Source organism: Agrobacterium sp. InxBP2 (genome assembly GCF_026191755.1).
Lineage (GTDB): Bacteria > Pseudomonadota > Alphaproteobacteria > Rhizobiales > Rhizobiaceae > Agrobacterium > Agrobacterium pusense.
Genome location: NZ_JAINDY010000033.1, coordinates 737,530 through 754,268, shown reverse-complemented (window position 1 = coordinate 754,268; position 16,739 = coordinate 737,530). Strand labels below are relative to the sequence as shown.

Below are 16,739 nucleotides of genomic sequence, written 5' to 3'. Positions count from 1 at the left end.
TTTAGCTGCAACCGCTCGTCGCACCACAAGTATCGCACTTCTCGCAAGTGCCGTTCCGCACCATCGTGAAGTTCTGGCATTCCGAGCACATGTTGCCCGTATACCCTTGAGCGATCGAGCGCATGCGGCGTTCGTTTTCGACCTTCTTGGCTTCCGTCTTGGCCGAAGCAGCGTCTGCGGCGGCCTTGTCGGAGAAGAGGGCGGTTGCCGTCTGCTGGGCTTCCTGGACGACCTCGTCGATCACTTCTTCGGCGATTTCTTCGGCCAGTTCCTTGGCGCGCTCTTCATAGTCCCGCTTGAAGGAGACGATTTCGGAGGTTGCGATGGCGACTGTCGGTTCCAGCTTGCGGGCTGCGGAGCCTGCAAACGAGGTCACGTTGGCCGAGGCGCGGGCAGGGGCTGCCGTTGCCGATCCCTTGGGCTCGGAAGCGGTGCGTTCGCCGTCATTGCGGGACACGATGGTCGGCTTGTAACCGCGGGTCCAGCCGGTGGAAACGAGGTTGGTCTTGCCTTCCTGGATACCCTTGCCGAGCGCCGTGTTGGAGAAGTCGGACGTATCGACATGGGCGAGATCGTGGCGGCCGAGATAGGAAACGGCGAGTTCGCGGAACACGTAGTCGAGGATCGACGTGGCGTTCTTGATCGCGTCGTTGCCCTGCACCATGCCGGCCGGTTCGAACTTGGTGAAGGTGAAGGCCTCCACATATTCTTCCAGCGGCACGCCATATTGCAGGCCGAGCGAAATGGCGATGGCGAAGTTGTTCATCATTGCGCGGAAGGCGGCGCCTTCCTTGTGCATGTCGATGAAGATTTCGCCGATGCGGCCATCACCGAATTCACCGGTGCGCAGATAGACCTTGTGACCGCCGACAGTTGCCTTCTGGGTGTAACCCTGACGGCGGTTCGGCAGCTTTTCACGCTCACGCGAGACACGCTCGATAACGCGCTCAACGATCTTTTCGGTGATCGTCACGGCCTGCTGTGCGGCGGGCTGCTGGATCAGCTCTTCGATCAGGTCTTCTTCGTCCTCGTCTTCCACCAGCGACGCGTTGAGCGGCTGGGAAAGCTTGGAACCATCGCGGTAAAGGGCGTTGGCCTTCAGCGCCAGCTTCCAGGAAAGCATGTAGGCTGCGCCGCAATCCTCAACCGTCGCATCGTTCGGCATGTTGATCGTCTTGGAGATCGCGCCCGAGATGAAGGGCTGAGCCGCCGCCATCATGCGGATATGCGATTCGACCGAGAGATAACGCTTGCCGATCTTGCCGCAGGGGTTGGCGCAATCGAAGACGGGCAGGTGCTCGTTCTTCAGGAACGGTGCGCCTTCCAGCGTCATCGCGCCGCAGACGTGAACGTTGGCCGCTTCGATGTCCTTCTTGCCGAAGCCGAGGTGCTCGAGCAGGTTGAAGCTCATGTCGGAGAGCTGCTCGTCGGAAACCTTCAGCGTTTCCTTGAGGAAGTCGGCGCCGAGCGTCCACTGGTTGAAGACGAACTTGATGTCGAAGGCGCTCTTCAGCGCGCCGTTGACGGCTTCGATCTTCTCATCGGTGAAGCCCTTGGCCTTCAGCGTCGAGGGGTTGATGCCGGGAGCCTGGTTGAGATTGCCATGGCCGACGGCATAGGCCTCGATCTCGGCGATCTGGCTTTCGGAGTAACCGAGCGAACGCAGCGCATCCGGAACGGCGCGGTTGATGATCTTGAAGTAACCGCCACCGGCGAGCTTCTTGAACTTCACCAGCGCGAAATCGGGCTCGATACCGGTCGTGTCGCAATCCATCACGAGGCCGATCGTGCCTGTGGGTGCGATGACGGTGGTCTGGGCGTTGCGGTAGCCGTGCTTTTCGCCAAGTTCCAGCGCCTTGTCCCAGGCGGCCGTTGCGTGGGCGATCAGGTCCTGATCCGGGCAGTCGCCATGGATGAGTGCGACCGGGTTGACCGACAGGCCCTCATAACCTTCCGACTGGCCAAGGGCGGCGCGGCGGTGGTTGCGGATGACGCGCAGCATGTTTTCGCGGTTCGGCGCAAAGCCCGGGAAGGGGCCAAGCTCGCCGGCCATTTCGGCCGAGGTGGCATAGGACACGCCGGTCATGATGGCGGTGAGCGCACCGGCAATGGCGCGGCCTTCGGCGCTGTCATAGGGAATGCCGGAGGACATCAGGAGGCCGCCGATATTGGCGTAACCGAGGCCCAGCGTGCGGTACTCATAGGAGAGTTCGGCGATCTGGCGCGACGGGAACTGCGCCATCATGACGGACACTTCGAGCACGACGGTCCACAGGCGAACGGCGTGTTCATAATCGGCGATATCGATGCGCTTCGTCGCCTGATCCTTGAACTGCAGAAGGTTCAGCGAGGCGAGGTTGCAGGCCGTGTCATCGAGGAACATGTATTCCGAGCACGGGTTGGACGCGCGGATCGGTCCGGCCGCCGGCGAGGTGTGCCAGTCGTTCATCGTCGTGTTGAAGTGCAGACCCGGGTCGGCAGACGCCCAGGCGGCGTGGGAAATCTTTTCCCAGAGGTCGCGGGCCTTCAGCGTCTTCATGACCTTGCCGTCCTTGCGGGCGGTCAGGTTCCAGTCACCGTCATTTTCGACAGCGCGCAGGAAATCGTCCTTCAGCGAGACGGAGTTGTTGGAGTTCTGGCCCGACACAGTGAGGTAGGCTTCCGAATCCCAGTCCGTGTCATAGGTCTTGAACTGGATGTCCTTGTAACCCTGCTCGGCGAACTGGATGACGCGCTTGACGTAGTTTTCCGGCACCATGTCCTTCTTGGCAGCGCGGATTTCGCGCTTCAGGGCAGGGTTCTTGGCCGGGTCGAAGCAATCGCCGTTGTCAGCCTCGCAGTTGACGCAGGCCTTCATGATTGCCTTCAGGTGCTTGGCGACGATCTTGGAACCGGTGACGAGAGCGGCAACCTTCTGCTCCTCGTTCACCTTCCAGTCGATATAGGCTTCGATATCCGGGTGGTCCGCATCAACGACGACCATCTTGGCTGCACGACGGGTGGTGCCGCCGGACTTGATGGCGCCGGCTGCGCGGTCACCGATCTTGAGGAAGCTCATCAGGCCTGACGATTTGCCACCGCCGGACAGCTTTTCGCCTTCGCCACGCAGATAGGAGAAGTTGGAACCGGTGCCGGAGCCGTATTTGAACAGGCGCGCTTCACGCACCCACAGGTCCATGATGCCGCCTTCATTGACGAGGTCGTCCTCAACGGACTGGATGAAGCAGGCATGCGGCTGCGGATGTTCGTAAGCGGACTTGGACTTGGTCAGCTTGCCGGTGAAGGGGTCGACATAGAAGTGGCCCTGGCCGGGACCATCAATGCCATAGGCCCAGTGCAGGCCGGTGTTGAACCATTGCGGGGAGTTGGGGGCAACACGCTGGGTGGCGAGCATATAGGCAAGCTCGTCGCGGAAGGCGAGGGCATCTTCTTCGGACGAGAAATATTTGCCCTTCCAGCCCCAATAGGCCCAGGTGCCGGCCAGGCGATCGAAAACCTGGCGTGCATCGGTCTCGGAGCCGTAGCGCTCGGCTTCCGGAACGTCCTTCAGGGCCTTTTCATCGGGCACGGAGCGCCAGAGGAAGGAAGGAACGTCATTTTCCTCAACCTTCTTCAGGAACTTCGGCACGCCGGCCTTGCGGAAATATTTCTGCGCCAGAACGTCGGTGGCAACCTGGCTGAACTGCGCGGGAACGTCGATGTCAGCCAGACGGAACACGATGGATCCATCCGGGTTCTTGATTTCACTGACGGCCTTGCGGAAGTCGATCTCCGCATAAGGCGATTGGCCGGGCTTCGTGAAGCGGCGTTCAATGCGCATGGTTTCTGTCCTCGTCCATTGGGGCGCCCGGTGAAGGGCGCAAAAATTCGTTCCAGCCGTGCGATGCCTTCGCGCAGCCGGTTGTTGCCGATCTGGTAGGGATGTTCATCCTTGGATGTCATCCCTGTATCTCGTGTTTAAGATGGCTGCAAGCCTACTATATATAGTGTTAACACATTCTTGCTGCCAGTCCCCGCTTAATGTTTTTGGCGGTTCCGAAGGCGCAGAAAAGCCATCGGCGAACCGCCCCCTCATGGCCGGGACGCCGTTTGGACATGCGCGCTAAAGATGGAGAAGAACCGGCCTCGTTACTTTCCGGTCCGTTGCCGCCGCAACATATTTGTCACTTTCCTCTCGCGGCACAGATTCGTCAAGCCATAGATTGAAACCCATTTTTAACCACAAGATATTGTGTGGAGTGCCTGTGGAAAACGGGGATAGGAAAAGCTCTCAGAAAAATCAGTGACTTGGCGGAAAAATTTGAAGCTTGCGCGAGGCTGGTTTCCGCAACGGAAAGGCAAAACCCCGCATTTTCGGGGTGAGGCATAATGGCGACACTGCGGTTTTTCCGTGTTTTTCACTGTGGGCAAAAAGGCCTTTTCACACAAAAAAGCCGCCCCGGGTGGGACGGCGAAAGAGTGTATATTGCTGGGGGAAGTCTTGCGCGGTTGGTGCATCCGCACTCCGTCACCCCGGACCAGATCCGGGGTCCAGCGCGATCAATCCTTGATCGGGAGAGAGTCGTCTCACGGCGCAGACGCGCCGTGGCTGGATGCCGGATCTAGTCCGGCATGACGGAAAGAAAAAGCGCCATTCTTCAGGCACTCAGCCGCGCGATCCCTTGGCGATCGGCTCCTGATAGGTGAAGCCCATGTCCCAGGGGAAATAGATCCAGGTGTCCTGGCTCACTTCGGTGACGAAAGTATCGATGGTCGGCACCCCCTTCGGTTTGGCGTAAACGCAGGCAAAATGCGCCTTCGGCAGCATCTCGCGCACTTCCAGCGCCGTCTTGCCGGTATCGGTCAGATCGTCGACGACAAGCACGCCTTCGCCGGCATCAACAGTCAGCTCGGGAGCTACGCCTTTCAAGAGGACCGTATCACCCTGGTTGACGTAGTCATGGCGGGTGGCGATGCAGACCGTGTCGATCATGCGGATGTTCAGTTCGCGGGAAATGATCGCCGCCGGAACGAGGCCGCCGCGGGTGATGCAGACGATTGCCCGGAACTCTTTGTCGAGACCGGCAAGACGCCAGGCAAGCGCACGGGCGTCGCGGTGAAACTGGTCCCAGGAAACGGGAAAGGCTTTATCGGGAAGGGACATGTCGTCTACCATCTGGTCAAAATTGTCGATGGCTTTGGCTAATAGCCGCAAGACCGGCAAAAAGGCAAGCTTTGCGCTTATCCGGCGTGATTTTGGCTGAGAGAATGCCGCTTGTTTCTTCTCCCCTAAGTGGAGAAGGTGGCCCGAAGGGTCGGATGAGGGGACTGGCTCTCGGTCTATCTCTACCCTCGCCCCCTCATCCCGCTGCCGCGGACTTCTCCCCGGCGGGGAGAAGAAACCAGTGGCGGACGCTCCTTTCGAGCGAGATCGCGGGGGCTGGCGGCGCCATTTGCGCCGCATCCATATTCAACGCGACAGCAGCGTCATCGCCGTCATGGAATCGAGCAGCGTGCGGGTAACGCCGCCGAACAGCAGTTCCCACCAGCGGGAATGGCCGTAAGCGCCCATGACCAGAAGGTCGATGCTGTTATCGGAAAGGCGATTTTCGATGGCCGCCTGCGGCGAAAGGCCGGCAATCTTTTCCTGTGAGGTCACCGTCACGTTCACGCCGTGGCGGGCGAGCGTGGCGGCCAGTTCCGTACCGGCAAAACCGGAGGACTGCGTTTCGCTTTCTGCCTGGTCGACGGAGAATATCTCGACGCTGTCGGCGGCTTTCAGAAATGGCAGGGCGTCGAAAGTGGCGCGCGTCGCCTCGCGAGAGCCATTCCAGGCGATCAGGACGCGTTTGATCGGCTTGGCGACGGTGAGCACATGCGGGACGAGGAGAACGGGACGGCCGCTTTCATAGAGAAAGCTGTCAATATCGGTGCGGCTGTCCGACAAAGCCGAGGAACTGCTCTGACGGGCGACGACGAGATCGGCGCAACGGGCGCTGTCGATGGCAGAGGCGGAGGCGTAACCCACCGAGGTAACGAAGCTTCGCCATTCATGCGAGATGCCGTTGGCCGATAGCGCACGCTCGAAAAGCGTGCCGACATCGGTGGTTTCCTTGTGCGCCACATCCTGCAGGGCCTGCACGGTGGCGGGATCGGGAATTTCCATCGGCGCGACGAGGGGAACGGCGGCCAGCGTTTCCATGTGCAGGCCGATGACATGCGAGGAAAACTGGTCTGCAAGGCTCACCACGAATTCGCCGAGCTTCTGTGTGTTCGAAACATTGTCGACCACTGCCAATATCGTTTTGTAACCCATTTATCTCTCCTCGGTGACATCTAATTTCTGTGGGGAGAGTGGCCGCCTTTGCAGGCCGCCACCTTGATTTTGGTCAAAGCCCGTTCGTCAAAGGCCCTTTCTCGCTCAAGCCGTTGCGTCGCCCTTGCCTGCCGCCAGTCTTTTCTCCTGTCCGATGGCTTCGATCATGGCTGCGACCGCATCCGCCGCGGCCTTCAGCACGCCTGCATCCCGGGCGCGCACCACGATTTCCGTCGAAAAGCGTTGCCCGTCATATTTCGGATAGGAACCGATGCTGGTTTCGGGATGGGCTTTCTGGATGGCCGTCAGCGGCGTGCCGATATCGCCTTCGCCATACGGTGAGCGTACGGCCTGCGACATCACCTTGGCGCCGGTGCGGAGCGTCGGCATGACGTTGTCGAGCATAGCCTGGAACACCTGCGGCACGCCGGCCATGACATAGACATTGCCGATGATGAAGCCGGGGGCGACGGAAACGGGGTTGGCGATGTGGGCAGCACCTTTCGGCATGCGCGCCATGCGCTTGCGCGCATCGGTGAATTCCATCTCACGGGCACGATACATGTCGCCAAGTATCCGCAAGGCTTCGGCATCGTGCTCGCAGGGAAGGCCAAACGCCACCGACACCGCATCCGCGGTGATGTCGTCATGGGTCGGGCCTATGCCGCCCGAGGTGAAGACATAATCATAGCGGCTGCGTAGCGCATTCAGCGCTTCGACGATCGCGTCCTCCTCATCGGCAACGATACGCACTTCCTTGAGGTCGATGCCGGACATGGTCAGCACGTCCGCGAGGTGGCCGATATTCTTGTCCTTGGTACGGCCCGAAAGCAACTCGTCGCCAATGGCGAGCATGGCGGCGGTCACGACGGATTGAGCGGAAGAGGGATTGGACATGGGTGTACTCGTCATCTGTTTTATAAGACGTTAGCCCCGCGCCCGATGATTGCAAAGCGGTTTTGAAAAAATGTATTTCGGCAAATAGTTGACGTTTCGCTTTTCCGTTCACTTATGGTGAACAGTGCGTATGCCGATAGGCCGCTGGCGTGGAAGGAGCCTGTGAGCTAGATTTTCATCACATGCTTGTAACGGGTCGCCGATAATCATCATCACGTTTTTGAAAAGGCTTCTGGCCGGAACGCCGGAAACGATAAACCCAAAGGAAACAAAGAAAATGACGAAAGTTCTGGTGCTCTATTACTCTTCCTACGGTCACATCGAAACGATGGCATATGCTGTTGCCGAGGGTGCAAAATCGGCGGGCGCAGACGTCGTCGTCAAGCGCGTTCCGGAACTGGTGCCGGAAGCGGTCGCCAAGTCTTCGCATTTCAAGCTCGACCAGGCGGCGCCGATCGCCACCGTGGACGAACTGGCTGAATACGATGCCATCATCGTCGGCGCCGGCACCCGCTTCGGCACGGTCGCTTCGCAGATGCGCAATTTCTGGGACCAGACGGGCGGCCTGTGGTTCGGCGGCAAGCTCGTCGGCAAGGTAGGTTCCGCCTTCACCTCTTCCGCCACCCAGCACGGCGGCCAGGAATCGACTATTCTCGGTTTCATGCCGACCTTCCTGCACCACGGCATGGCCGTCGTCGGTCTGCCCTATGCCTTCCAGGGCCAGATGGGTGTCGATGAAATCAAGGGCGGCTCCCCTTACGGCGCCTCCACCATTACCGATGGCGACGGCTCCCGCCAGCCCTCCGAAGTCGAACTTGAAGGCGCGCGCTTCCAGGGCGCGCATGTGGCGAAAATCGCCGCCAAGCTTTCTGCCTGATCCTGAAAGTCCAGTGAAAAAGAAATGCGGCCCAAAAGGCCGCATTTTCTGTGCCGGTGGCATCATCACCAGCTTTACCGCGATGCACTCCTGCGAAGCTCGTCCCCCGATCAGATCGGCAGGTTCACCATGAAGAGGCAGCTCGCAACCACGAAGCCGATCATCGAAATTTCAAGAAAACCGTTCAGTCCGTCACGCATTTCAATCCTCCTTGTTCGATCGAAAAGAGAACGGAAAAAGTTTAACGCGGTTCCATAACAGCAGAATGAAATTTAGGGATTCTTAACGCCTGATTTACGGCGTGTCAGCCGGTGACGACGAACGCCACGACGAGGTGGCCGAGAAGGCCGATCGCCAGGCAGGAGAGAAGAAAGATGAACAGGGCTTTTTTCATATATCCGGACGCTTTCCTCTGTATCGATCCATCGAACCATGAACTTGACGTTAGCGTCCCTGGCGCCTCCGTTGCGACGCGTGCCTGGGCCGTTACGCCTTGATGTCGAGCCCCGCTTCGATCGCGGCGGCGATGAAGGCCTTGCGCGCGTCTTCAGGCTTTTTCCTGCCGGCATCCACGGCGGCGCAGACCAGCAGCGCCTTGTCTAGTGCCTCGCCATCCTCCACCGGCCAGTCCTCGATCAGGGCCCAGGAGGCGGCCTGGGTTGTTTCGATGCTCGTATAATCACCCGGCGTTTCGAAGGCGATCAGGACGGGTTTCTGCCAGCGCGTGTTCATCGCTCATCCATGTTGGTTTAGCGCCCGGCTCTAAACGAAGCAGGCGGGATGCGCAATCCGTTTCGGAGCCGACCGGTGCGGTCAGTCGTCGCGTCCGAACAGCCATTCGCGAAGGATGCGCCGGTCAATGAGTTCCAGTGAGCGATCCGGCGCGATGCGATAGGTTTCCACCGCCCTTGTGCTGCTGTCTATGCGGAACTCATGTGTGAAGGTGCTGCCGATCGGTGACTTCGTCAGCTTCGTGCGCGGCTGGCCTTTATAGATGATGCTCCCGGGAATGGGCTCCACATAGGGTGCCGGACCGGCGGTCGTGCATCCCGCAAGCGCGAGCGAAAGGGCTATTGCGGCCGATGATGCGAGCGTTTTCATCCTGTCCTCCGAGGTCCATCTGCAAAAACGATATGGAGGCGCGGAGGTTCCCGGAAGCGGCGGATGCGGCAGTATTATTCCTTCCGACTACTTGCGCTTTGGGTTCTGAATGTCGCGCGCGACCCAGCGAAAGAAAAAATAGACGAGGAAGCCAAAGATGAAAAGCGGGATGAGGTTCGCAAAACCGGACATATGATTCTCGTTTCTCCCTCCCGTCACGGGGGTCTATCCGGAGAGGCTGAGACGAGGCAAGGGGTAGCACGCATGGTCGTCGGTCACATGTACGTGTGCCGACCTGCCTGCGGCAGGAGTGGGACGGAGCGAGGGAGGGGGCGGGAGAGATCCGGCGCACTGCCAGCGAAGCCGGATCTCTCCGTCTCCCGCCGGTTTCAGTGTACGGGGGACTGTCTTCACTATGGCGGACAACCGAAAATAGACATAGAGCGAGAAATTACCTCGAATAAATTGCAGCGATCCAGAACTCGCGATGGATGCGACGCGCGAGACTATGCACAGTTTCTCATCTTCACTGTCCGGGACATTAATCCGCCAGGCGCGGGGGACGGCACGCCCCTTCCGGCCGGACCATCATGTCTGGGCAAAAGCGGTGTAACCTGTTGAAACGGCACGTCTGCCGTCATTCTTTCAGCCTGCTGGAGAGGCCGGAAGAGGGAACTTTTCACGCGCTGCGTCATTGAAGCAGTCGGACACATGCCAATAGTGGAGGGTTAAACATGCTCGGCACCATCCTTGTCATCCTGCTCATTCTGTTCCTCATCGGCGCGCTGCCAAGCTGGGGTTATCATAATTACGGTTACGGCCCTTCGGGCGGTCTCGGACTGGTGCTGGTCATCGTGCTGATCCTGGTTCTGATGGGACGGATTTGATCGACCGTTCCTGAAAATGCACAGGTTGCCCGCAGTCGAAAACGCTTCGGCTGCGGGCAATTTTTCGTCCGGAGCAGCGGGATGACGCGAAAAGCCATGTCATCTTAGTGACTTAGACAAGGTGGGCGGTTGAACTCCACGTACCCGGCTGAAAAAACACGACATTCGGAACGATCCCTCTTGCGCCCCAAATGGATTCGTTCTAAATGCCCGCCATCGCTCCATTGATGAGCGTGTGAGGCCTCGTGGCGGAGTGGTGACGCAGAGGACTGCAAATCCTTGTACCCCGGTTCAATTCCGGGCGAGGCCTCCAAAAATTTCACCAATAAAATCAAATGTTTATTGATGAAAAGCCTTCTCGCTGTGGGTTTTTCATGTCGCGTCGTGTTGCGCTGTGGTTCCCTTGGTTTCCGGGCGATTCCCTGTGGCTCCGGCTAGTCCATGCGACATAAGTTGCAACATGGAGAGGCGTATCGATGAGCGATAGAAGCGAAATATTTCATTGGAACAAGGCGGCGATTCGTCTGGCTGCCGACATTGCGAAAGAGAAGGGCGTCATCGTCAAACTCAATCGCGACGGATCAATCCATGTTGCCCCGGTGCAAGACGACGCAGTAGAAGAGATGCGAAAGTTTATAGCTTCGCAGGAGTTACCCGAGGCGTGGTGACTGTTCTGCGGATGAGCACTTGGCTCAAGTGGGATGGTATCGTGGAATGACAACCAAAGCCTTGGTGACTAAGTCCGAGCTTCTGAGGATGGCCAAAATTGCAAAGCAGTATGGGGTTATCGTAGAGCAAGAGTATAACGGCGTGATCGTTCGTGTTGCGCCACTCGACGCTGGAAGCGTAAAGCCGGCGAAGACGGGGCCGCGCTGGGCACCGGCTGAAGATGCGCCGCCGCCGCCGATACAACCTCCACTAAACAGGTACGAGGAAGCAGTGATGAAGACTCTCACAGCAATCGGACCGAATGCGAAATTGAGATACACCCAGCTACGGTCATTCGGGCCAGCGACCGAAGAAAAACTCTTGGCGCGAGGATACATAGACGTGATCCGGCCAGTCGGTGGAAGATTGAAGGACGAGGTGGTTTGCCTTACCGAGAAAGGTTTTGCTGATTGGCAAAAGCAACGCGATCATATCAGCAGCCATCCTCATCTGTAGGCCGGTGCCATTATCCCTTACTCCGGCGCCGCTCACGCAATATGCCGCGAGCGATGCTGTTGCCCGACCCATCAAATTGCAGATCGCCGCTGAACGGCCGCCACTCGTCCTCAATGTGGCAGCAATCCTGCTCGTCGCCATTTTGGTCAGTTTCTTCTGGCTCTCGCTCGTCGTCATCCTCCCTATCGTCGGCCTCCGGGTCACTGTCCGCCAAATAGGGCTCCAGGTTCTCGTCACCGTCCAGAAGATCCAGCAGCGCAACAAGTTCCTCGATCTTGGCTTCCAAGCGAGCGCGGGTGATTTCGATATCAGTCTGTTTCATGTTGCCGCTCTCCGGGTTTCAGCAGATGGAGCGACCATCGCGAACGCAGCATTGTCTGAATGCTGGATGTGAACGCGCCACGTCATGCCGTGGATTTTCTGCATCGCTTGCGCGAGTTCGGACGCCAGGCGATCAACTTCGGAAAGGAGTTCCATCCCGCCATCCAACTGACGGGAAATGTCGGGGTGAATTGCCGCAGTGGTCTTCATGCCTTTGCCCTCAGGTTAAACATACCGACCTTGGTCAGCATCACTGTGTGACCGGCTGAGACCGAGGGCAGGACGACAGCTTGGAAAGCGCCGTTCTGATAGCCGCTCAAGGCCTCGGACAGTTCCCACGAAAGACGATCGATATGATCTATCGGCAGTTCATCTGGCTTCTGTCCCATCGGATAGGCCCCGAAGGCGTTGAACACCGGCGGTCGCGGAGGCATGACGTGGGCAAACCACGTTGCATCATCGCAATCGTCCAGCGCGGCCGAAAGCTCAGTCATCAGTCGGCGCGCCTTGGTCCATGGATGCTCCTCGGCGCCTGGAATAGTAAGGGTGGTGTAAATGCCGTGTTTGTTGGCGGTTGCGTTGTCGATCATCAGATCGGGATTATCCCGGATGATTTTCACTGCAGCTTCAAGAAGGTCGTCAAGCTGCTTTCTCGGGGATTTCACTTCGACGGGCATAGCTTCGCCGTTGGCCGGAATCGTGTTCGGCATGATATATTTCCCTTTGTTTATGAACATTTTCTGTTTATACGTAAACCATAACAATTAACCATGGTCAACAGTAAATGTTTACTCGTAAGCAAAATTTGTTTATATGAGGAACATGCAATGAGGAACTGATGTTGAGAGCAAATCAAATTCGGGCCGCGCGAGCCCTGTTAAACTGGTCGCAATCGGAGCTTGTCGAGAAGTCTGGCTTATCGCTGACAACGATCCGACGCATGGAAGACGACAAGATCGGGCCAGAGCGTAGCTCTGCCGGAAACGTCGCTGTCGTCACCAAGATCATTGAGGAGGCTGGGGTGACCTTCCTAAGCGACGGAGAGCAAGTTGGTGGCGGGCCTGGTGTGAGGATAAGCAAGTGAACGAAGTATCGCGGGTTCAACAAGAAACCGAGATATGCGCGGTCGTCGGAAGGATGATCTTGATGGCATCTTTGCTGGATAACCAGATGGCGGAGATTCTGATCGATGTTCTGACACTCGACAGGACGCCTAATCTCCTGCCAGTGGTTGCCACTCTAGACCCGGCTCGCAAGGTAGAAATACTCAAGGGGAACCTGCGGCATATGCCAGAAGGCATCTGGCGAAAGGAACTTAAGTCTTATGTCGCAGGGGTGGAAGCCGCCAACCGAGCGCGCAATATCTGCGGTCACAGCATGCTGATTGAGAGAGATGGAAAGATACTTCTAGCATCGAATTCTGCTGCCAAACTCTTCAAGGGGTTGAACAGAGAAACCAAGACGATCGAGCGCGTTGAGATAGACACGATCCGTCTCGACATCCGGAAGGCGGAAGAGACCTTTCAGCATGGAATGACCGTCAGAGAAAACTTCGAACGCTTTGCTGAGGAGTTTCGGTCGCGGCGGCGCTTAAAGCGGGCCAATAAAGAATAGCGAGAAAAACGCTTATCGCTACCATTTCACCTCGGAGGATATTTAATGGGCGTGCGTAGAACGCCGACGTTTCCGCCTGACACGTGGCCGCCAAGGATGATGGCCGACATGGCAGCTGCTTATTGTGGCGAGCGTCATGTCGAAGACTTCCTCGAGCGAGTGGGTAGCTCCTATCCACAGCCGAGAGTGATCGACACTGCGCGGCGGAAGTTCTGGTATCGGGCCGATTTGGACCGAGCAATGGATATTGGTGCCACAGACAGTAGTCCAAGCATGGGTGCAATCTTCCGCGCGAAAATGCAGGAAAAAAAGCGCTCAGCCCAGTCAAAGGATAAACGAGAGGCCTGATTTTTCAGCCCTGAGTTTTCAGGGCTCCGAGAAGATGCCCTCAAATTTGAGGATATCTATTTCGACAGCATGAAAACCTTCATAGGAGAGCTTTGAATGTCCGCATTGACGTCGATCTCCTCGCAGCCGGGAATAGAGGCTGTCTCCGATCTCTCTGACGCTGCACTCGACTACGGCCGCGCTGCGCTGTCCAGCAACACCATGCGGGCTTACAGAGGCGATTGGCAGGATTTTCAGGACTGGTGTGCAGCTCGCGAGCGGTCGCATCTGCCGGCCACACCTTCGACCGTGGCGAACTATGCATCGTCTCTGGCCGAGGCTGGCAAGAAGGTGCCCACAATCGCCCGTAAGCTGGCCGCTATTCGCTTCTTTCACCGCGGCGCTGGTCTGGATAATCCGACCGACAATGCGGGCGTGGCAGCCGTCCTGAAGGGCATACGACGTAAAGTGGGCATAGCAGCCCGCCAGAAGGCTCCAGCCACGGTTGACGTCATTCATGCGATGATGGCTCGGATCAACGCTGAGAGCCTCCAGGGCAAGCGTGACAGGGCATTGCTGTTGCTTGGCTTCGCTGGCGCCTTCCGTCGATCGGAGCTTGTGGCGATCACTGTCGAGGATCTGACGTTCAGCGAAGAAGGCGTGGACGTGTTCTTGCCGAAATCGAAGACCGACCAGGAGGCGAAGGGCCAGTCGGTAGCCATCCTGAACGGCAAGGCTCTGAAACCCGCTGACAGGCTCAAGGAGTGGCTTCAAGCGGCTGGGATAACCTCGGGCCCGATCTTCCGCCGCTTCAATCGTGGTGACCGCCTGACGGAAGAGACGCTGACGGATCAAGCTGTGGCGTTGATCGTGAAGAAGTATGCCGACGCCGCCGGCCTCGATGTGGCGAGTCTATCGGGCCACTCGCTGCGAGCTGGCTTTGTCACCTCGGCTGCTGAGAACCGGGCGAGCATATCGCGCATCATGGAAGTGACCCGCCATCGCGACCCGCGCACCGTAGAAACCTACGTGCGCCGTGCCGACCGGTTCAAGGATCACGCTGGAGACGGATTTCTTTAAAGTCAGGCCTTTATCTTTGCCGACGACAGTGTTTTTAGCAGGTCCTCGCGGAATCGTCCTGCAATGTCGCGTGCATCCCGCTTCGCCTGGTCCTCCGGCGTTTCGACGTTTCGACCTGGAACGACGGACCAAATCGGCAGATCAGATTGAGATGACTTTTCAGCTATCCGCTTTTGCATCTTCGTTTCCTACCTTTCGAAGTGTCTCTTAAAGAAGCGAGCATTGAGCTCTGCAGGGAAATAGTGCTTTCGCTTTACCCAAACGAGTCCCTCAGAGCGCGAAATGACGGCGACGTCAACATCACCACCGACAGTTTCTCTGTCCCGCGTCACTTTTCTCTTAAGAGAAGTGATGTCAACAAGAGATTCCGCGAGTGTCGCCAAATCCTGGCGTGGCATGGAGCGTACCATGCCTTTAATTTCTTGCGTGAACCTTTTGTCGATAAAGCGGTCCATTTTTTCTCCGTGGCCTTCGCTCATCCTGTCGAAGACGCTGCCGGCAGCGCCAATTATTGCTTTGACCTTGTCCGGATCATTGAGGACTGTTGAGAGTACGAGGTTCGAAGACTCCTCGATTACCTCTCTAATCAGTTGCTGAACGTATGCCTTGAATTGCGGGTCGACGCCGTTGACGAAGCTCTGCATCATGTCGTCTTGAGCGAAGCCCAGGATGTCTGCTTCTGGGCCGGTGCGTCCTATGTCCACATAGTTTCGTTCCATCAACTTCAGCTTGCCAGTGATAATCCCATCAATTTCAACATGGCTCAAAGAGGGGCAAAGGTCGTCGTCTCCGAAGCCTGCGAACACGAAACCTGTGAACATGCCCGACAGTTCCGACTTAGATAGAACATATCCGACAAATTCGCGGATTCTCGTCAAGCTGGTCTGATTCAGTTGGACCAACCCGATCTTTTGTTCCGCGATATTGTCCACCACGGACTCAAGCCTCGCCGGAAGCTTCTTTGTCGTGAAGCCTGGTGCGAAGTCGACGGCCTGAAGCCTCTTTATTTCCTGACTTGCCGCCTTCTGAAGGAGGCCATTTAGCTTGCTTTTTAGAAATTTATCGCCTTGAGCAATGTAGCTGCTCAAGTGTGCGTCGAACAGCATATTTAGCCGGCCTATGGCGTCTTGGATGACCACAATCTCATTGCGGCTACGATCTCTGTCGGAGCACGGGATTTCATTCACCAGATAATGAAAAAAATCGTCCTTCCAGTCGCGCACTGTCTTAAAGGATTTTCCTCGGCGCTTCCGACGATATTCCTTTATGACGACCTCAAGCGGAAGGCCCATGAAGTCAAGCCTGTTGAAAATCATGATGCCGACAGGGCATGTTTCACTGAGTTCGAATATTTTGCTGATTGTGTTGTAGATTTTTGCGTTCGACCCACCGCCGATCGTCACAGCGCTGTCTGCCGCCAAGGCGATTGCAGTCTTATTAAGGATGGCGATCTCGGCTGTCATATTCTCTCCCCCGTTGAACACAGAACAACACGATTCTCGTTCCACGGGAAGGACGATGAACTACAATTCCTCTATCGATAAGGGTGATTATCGTTACTGATCGCGGCGCCAGGCACCGTTGATGTTCTCAACAGAATCCAAGTAGGCTTCATCCGCCTTTTCTCGATCAGTAAGCGCGCTCATTGCTCGACCGTCTCGGGCAAATTGCCTATGTCCAGATTTGTTGTCGTTCGTAGGAGAACGATAGGCGTCGTTCAGGCGTTGGACCGAGTGATCATAGGCGGCTTGGGCTTGCATCTGCGCTGTCGAGAGTTCCTCGTTCCCGACGGTCGCCCCATCAAGGATTGCAAAGTAATGCTCAGCGGGCATTCCCGACGTTACGACCCCACGAACATTGTCGTATATTGGCAGTGCGGCTGCCTTTGACAGCGGCATACCTCGCACACTGTCTTTCATTGCCTGTCTTTCGGAATCGGTCATCATTTGGATGTTTTTTCCTTCGGTTGAGATGCTGGCGTTGTCTTTGAAGATCAGCGGAAATGACGCGGCTTTGCCGTCCTGAAGAACGCCATCAACGAACGACCCGCATTTGCAAAGTTGGCCTAGCGGGGCCTTATGATCGCAGTGCATGTGATTCTCCTTTTGTTGATGCGGCGAGCGGTACTGATGACGGCAGTCCGCTCGCCGCATTCGCCCGACGGTTACCAGTCACC

Annotated in this window: 20 protein-coding genes and 1 tRNA gene; 9 read left to right on the top strand and 12 right to left on the bottom strand. The window is 57.2% G+C overall.

Annotated elements, in window-relative coordinates:
* Position 1: 1 nt before the first annotated feature.
* The 4 genes from K7A42_RS21605 to K7A42_RS21590 form a co-directional block, all read right to left on the bottom strand.
* On the bottom strand, positions 2-3,820 hold the full coding sequence (locus tag K7A42_RS21605; RefSeq protein WP_112554499.1) for a vitamin B12-dependent ribonucleotide reductase: 3,819 nt from the start codon (positions 3,818-3,820) through the stop codon (positions 2-4).
* Between the two features lie 825 nt (positions 3,821-4,645).
* Complete coding sequence (gpt, locus tag K7A42_RS21600; RefSeq protein ID WP_006698845.1) at positions 4,646-5,143, bottom strand: xanthine phosphoribosyltransferase; 498 nt, start codon at positions 5,141-5,143, stop codon at positions 4,646-4,648.
* 306 nt (positions 5,144-5,449) lie between these two features.
* On the bottom strand, positions 5,450-6,295 hold the full coding sequence (locus K7A42_RS21595) for a universal stress protein (protein ID WP_282455840.1): 846 nt from the start codon (positions 6,293-6,295) through the stop codon (positions 5,450-5,452).
* Between the two features lie 105 nt (positions 6,296-6,400).
* Positions 6,401-7,192 (bottom strand): competence/damage-inducible protein A, encoded by a 792-nt coding sequence (locus K7A42_RS21590; protein WP_006698846.1) that lies wholly within the window; start codon positions 7,190-7,192, stop codon positions 6,401-6,403.
* 277 nt (positions 7,193-7,469) lie between these two features.
* Here K7A42_RS21590 and wrbA point away from each other — a divergent pair, with 277 nt between their 5' ends.
* A complete protein-coding gene (gene wrbA, locus K7A42_RS21585) occupies positions 7,470-8,069 on the top strand; it encodes an NAD(P)H:quinone oxidoreductase type IV (protein WP_282455839.1) in 600 nt (199 codons plus the stop codon).
* A gap of 486 nt (positions 8,070-8,555) precedes the next feature.
* On the opposite strand, the gene K7A42_RS21580 is transcribed toward wrbA, so the two are convergent.
* Both K7A42_RS21580 and K7A42_RS21575 read right to left on the bottom strand, forming a co-directional pair.
* A complete protein-coding gene (locus K7A42_RS21580) occupies positions 8,556-8,801 on the bottom strand; it encodes a DUF982 domain-containing protein (protein WP_004442183.1) in 246 nt (81 codons plus the stop codon).
* 81 nt (positions 8,802-8,882) lie between these two features.
* Positions 8,883-9,170, bottom strand: coding sequence for a hypothetical protein (locus K7A42_RS21575; RefSeq protein WP_004442182.1), 288 nt, complete (start codon positions 9,168-9,170; stop codon positions 8,883-8,885).
* Positions 9,171-9,904: 734 nt separating this feature from the next.
* Between K7A42_RS21575 and K7A42_RS21570 the strand changes: the two genes are divergently transcribed.
* The 4 genes from K7A42_RS21570 (at position 9,905) to K7A42_RS21555 (ending at position 11,221) form a co-directional block, all read left to right on the top strand.
* Positions 9,905-10,057 (top strand): DUF3309 family protein, encoded by a 153-nt coding sequence (locus K7A42_RS21570; protein WP_004442177.1) that lies wholly within the window; start codon positions 9,905-9,907, stop codon positions 10,055-10,057.
* A gap of 239 nt (positions 10,058-10,296) precedes the next feature.
* Positions 10,297-10,370 (top strand) — tRNA-Cys (locus tag K7A42_RS21565).
* Between the two features lie 163 nt (positions 10,371-10,533).
* Positions 10,534-10,725, top strand: a complete 192-nt coding sequence (locus tag K7A42_RS21560) for a hypothetical protein (RefSeq protein ID WP_282455838.1) — start codon at positions 10,534-10,536, stop codon at positions 10,723-10,725.
* A gap of 46 nt (positions 10,726-10,771) precedes the next feature.
* Complete coding sequence (locus tag K7A42_RS21555; RefSeq protein ID WP_282455837.1) at positions 10,772-11,221, top strand: hypothetical protein; 450 nt, start codon at positions 10,772-10,774, stop codon at positions 11,219-11,221.
* Positions 11,222-11,231: 10 nt separating this feature from the next.
* Here the strand turns inward: K7A42_RS21555 and K7A42_RS21550 are convergent, their stop codons facing one another.
* From K7A42_RS21550 to K7A42_RS21540, 3 genes are read right to left on the bottom strand one after another with little or no spacing between them, the layout of a single operon-like run.
* On the bottom strand, positions 11,232-11,543 hold the full coding sequence (locus tag K7A42_RS21550) for a hypothetical protein (RefSeq protein WP_282455836.1): 312 nt from the start codon (positions 11,541-11,543) through the stop codon (positions 11,232-11,234).
* Positions 11,540-11,752, bottom strand: a complete 213-nt coding sequence (locus K7A42_RS21545; protein WP_282455835.1) for a hypothetical protein — start codon at positions 11,750-11,752, stop codon at positions 11,540-11,542. Before K7A42_RS21545 ends, K7A42_RS21550 begins: the two co-directional genes overlap by 4 nt.
* Positions 11,749-12,252 carry a hypothetical protein gene (locus K7A42_RS21540; protein WP_282455834.1) on the bottom strand — a complete coding sequence of 168 codons (504 nt, stop codon included), beginning with the start codon at positions 12,250-12,252 and terminating at the stop codon, positions 11,749-11,751. Before K7A42_RS21540 ends, K7A42_RS21545 begins: the two co-directional genes overlap by 4 nt.
* A 128-nt stretch (positions 12,253-12,380) precedes the next feature.
* On the opposite strand from K7A42_RS21540, the gene K7A42_RS21535 reads away from it, so the two are divergent.
* The 4 genes from K7A42_RS21535 (at position 12,381) to K7A42_RS21520 (ending at position 14,563) form a co-directional block, all read left to right on the top strand.
* The gene (locus K7A42_RS21535) at positions 12,381-12,626 is read left to right on the top strand and encodes a helix-turn-helix domain-containing protein (RefSeq protein WP_282455833.1); all 246 of its coding nucleotides are present in this window, start codon (positions 12,381-12,383) and stop codon (positions 12,624-12,626) included.
* Entirely contained in the window at positions 12,623-13,156 is a 534-nt protein-coding gene (locus K7A42_RS21530) for a hypothetical protein (RefSeq protein ID WP_282455832.1), read from the top strand. The genes K7A42_RS21535 and K7A42_RS21530 overlap by 4 nt, the downstream gene beginning before the upstream one ends.
* A gap of 108 nt (positions 13,157-13,264) precedes the next feature.
* Complete coding sequence (locus tag K7A42_RS21525) at positions 13,265-13,504, top strand: hypothetical protein (protein WP_282455831.1); 240 nt, start codon at positions 13,265-13,267, stop codon at positions 13,502-13,504.
* Between the two features lie 96 nt (positions 13,505-13,600).
* Complete coding sequence (locus tag K7A42_RS21520) at positions 13,601-14,563, top strand: site-specific integrase (protein ID WP_282455830.1); 963 nt, start codon at positions 13,601-13,603, stop codon at positions 14,561-14,563.
* A gap of 2 nt (positions 14,564-14,565) precedes the next feature.
* Here the strand turns inward: K7A42_RS21520 and K7A42_RS21515 are convergent, their stop codons facing one another.
* From K7A42_RS21515 to K7A42_RS21505, 3 genes are all read right to left on the bottom strand, one after another.
* A complete protein-coding gene (locus K7A42_RS21515; RefSeq protein WP_282455829.1) occupies positions 14,566-14,742 on the bottom strand; it encodes a hypothetical protein in 177 nt (58 codons plus the stop codon).
* A gap of 9 nt (positions 14,743-14,751) precedes the next feature.
* Entirely contained in the window at positions 14,752-16,026 is a 1,275-nt protein-coding gene (locus K7A42_RS21510) for a hypothetical protein (RefSeq protein WP_282455828.1), read from the bottom strand.
* Between the two features lie 93 nt (positions 16,027-16,119).
* Positions 16,120-16,656: a hypothetical protein gene (locus K7A42_RS21505; protein WP_282455827.1), complete on the bottom strand. Its 537-nt coding sequence runs from the start codon at positions 16,654-16,656 to the stop codon at positions 16,120-16,122.
* Between the last annotated feature and the right edge of the window lie 83 nt (positions 16,657-16,739).

Bases quoted from the DNA above. Each gene is read 5' to 3' on its own strand.
- K7A42_RS21540 (WP_282455834.1), bottom strand. From the start codon at position 12,252: ATGCCGAACACGATTCCGGCCAACGGCGAAGCTATGCCCGTCGAAGTG.
- K7A42_RS21505 (WP_282455827.1), bottom strand. From the start codon at position 16,656: ATGCACTGCGATCATAAGGCCCCGCTAGGCCAACTTTGCAAATGCGGG.
- K7A42_RS21550 (WP_282455836.1), bottom strand. From the start codon at position 11,543: ATGAAACAGACTGATATCGAAATCACCCGCGCTCGCTTGGAAGCCAAG.
- K7A42_RS21575 (WP_004442182.1), bottom strand. From the start codon at position 9,170: ATGAAAACGCTCGCATCATCGGCCGCAATAGCCCTTTCGCTCGCGCTT.
- wrbA (WP_282455839.1), top strand. From the start codon at position 7,470: ATGACGAAAGTTCTGGTGCTCTATTACTCTTCCTACGGTCACATCGAA.
- K7A42_RS21570 (WP_004442177.1), top strand. From the start codon at position 9,905: ATGCTCGGCACCATCCTTGTCATCCTGCTCATTCTGTTCCTCATCGGC.
- K7A42_RS21595 (WP_282455840.1), bottom strand. From the start codon at position 6,295: ATGGGTTACAAAACGATATTGGCAGTGGTCGACAATGTTTCGAACACA.
- K7A42_RS21560 (WP_282455838.1), top strand. From the start codon at position 10,534: ATGAGCGATAGAAGCGAAATATTTCATTGGAACAAGGCGGCGATTCGT.
- K7A42_RS21545 (WP_282455835.1), bottom strand. From the start codon at position 11,752: ATGAAGACCACTGCGGCAATTCACCCCGACATTTCCCGTCAGTTGGAT.
- K7A42_RS21580 (WP_004442183.1), bottom strand. From the start codon at position 8,801: ATGAACACGCGCTGGCAGAAACCCGTCCTGATCGCCTTCGAAACGCCG.
- K7A42_RS21515 (WP_282455829.1), bottom strand. From the start codon at position 14,742: ATGCAAAAGCGGATAGCTGAAAAGTCATCTCAATCTGATCTGCCGATT.
- K7A42_RS21525 (WP_282455831.1), top strand. From the start codon at position 13,265: ATGGCAGCTGCTTATTGTGGCGAGCGTCATGTCGAAGACTTCCTCGAG.
- gpt (WP_006698845.1), bottom strand. From the start codon at position 5,143: ATGTCCCTTCCCGATAAAGCCTTTCCCGTTTCCTGGGACCAGTTTCAC.
- K7A42_RS21590 (WP_006698846.1), bottom strand. From the start codon at position 7,192: ATGTCCAATCCCTCTTCCGCTCAATCCGTCGTGACCGCCGCCATGCTC.
- K7A42_RS21555 (WP_282455837.1), top strand. From the start codon at position 10,772: ATGACAACCAAAGCCTTGGTGACTAAGTCCGAGCTTCTGAGGATGGCC.
- K7A42_RS21605 (WP_112554499.1), bottom strand. From the start codon at position 3,820: ATGCGCATTGAACGCCGCTTCACGAAGCCCGGCCAATCGCCTTATGCG.
- K7A42_RS21520 (WP_282455830.1), top strand. From the start codon at position 13,601: ATGTCCGCATTGACGTCGATCTCCTCGCAGCCGGGAATAGAGGCTGTC.
- K7A42_RS21510 (WP_282455828.1), bottom strand. From the start codon at position 16,026: ATGACAGCCGAGATCGCCATCCTTAATAAGACTGCAATCGCCTTGGCG.
- K7A42_RS21535 (WP_282455833.1), top strand. From the start codon at position 12,381: ATGTTGAGAGCAAATCAAATTCGGGCCGCGCGAGCCCTGTTAAACTGG.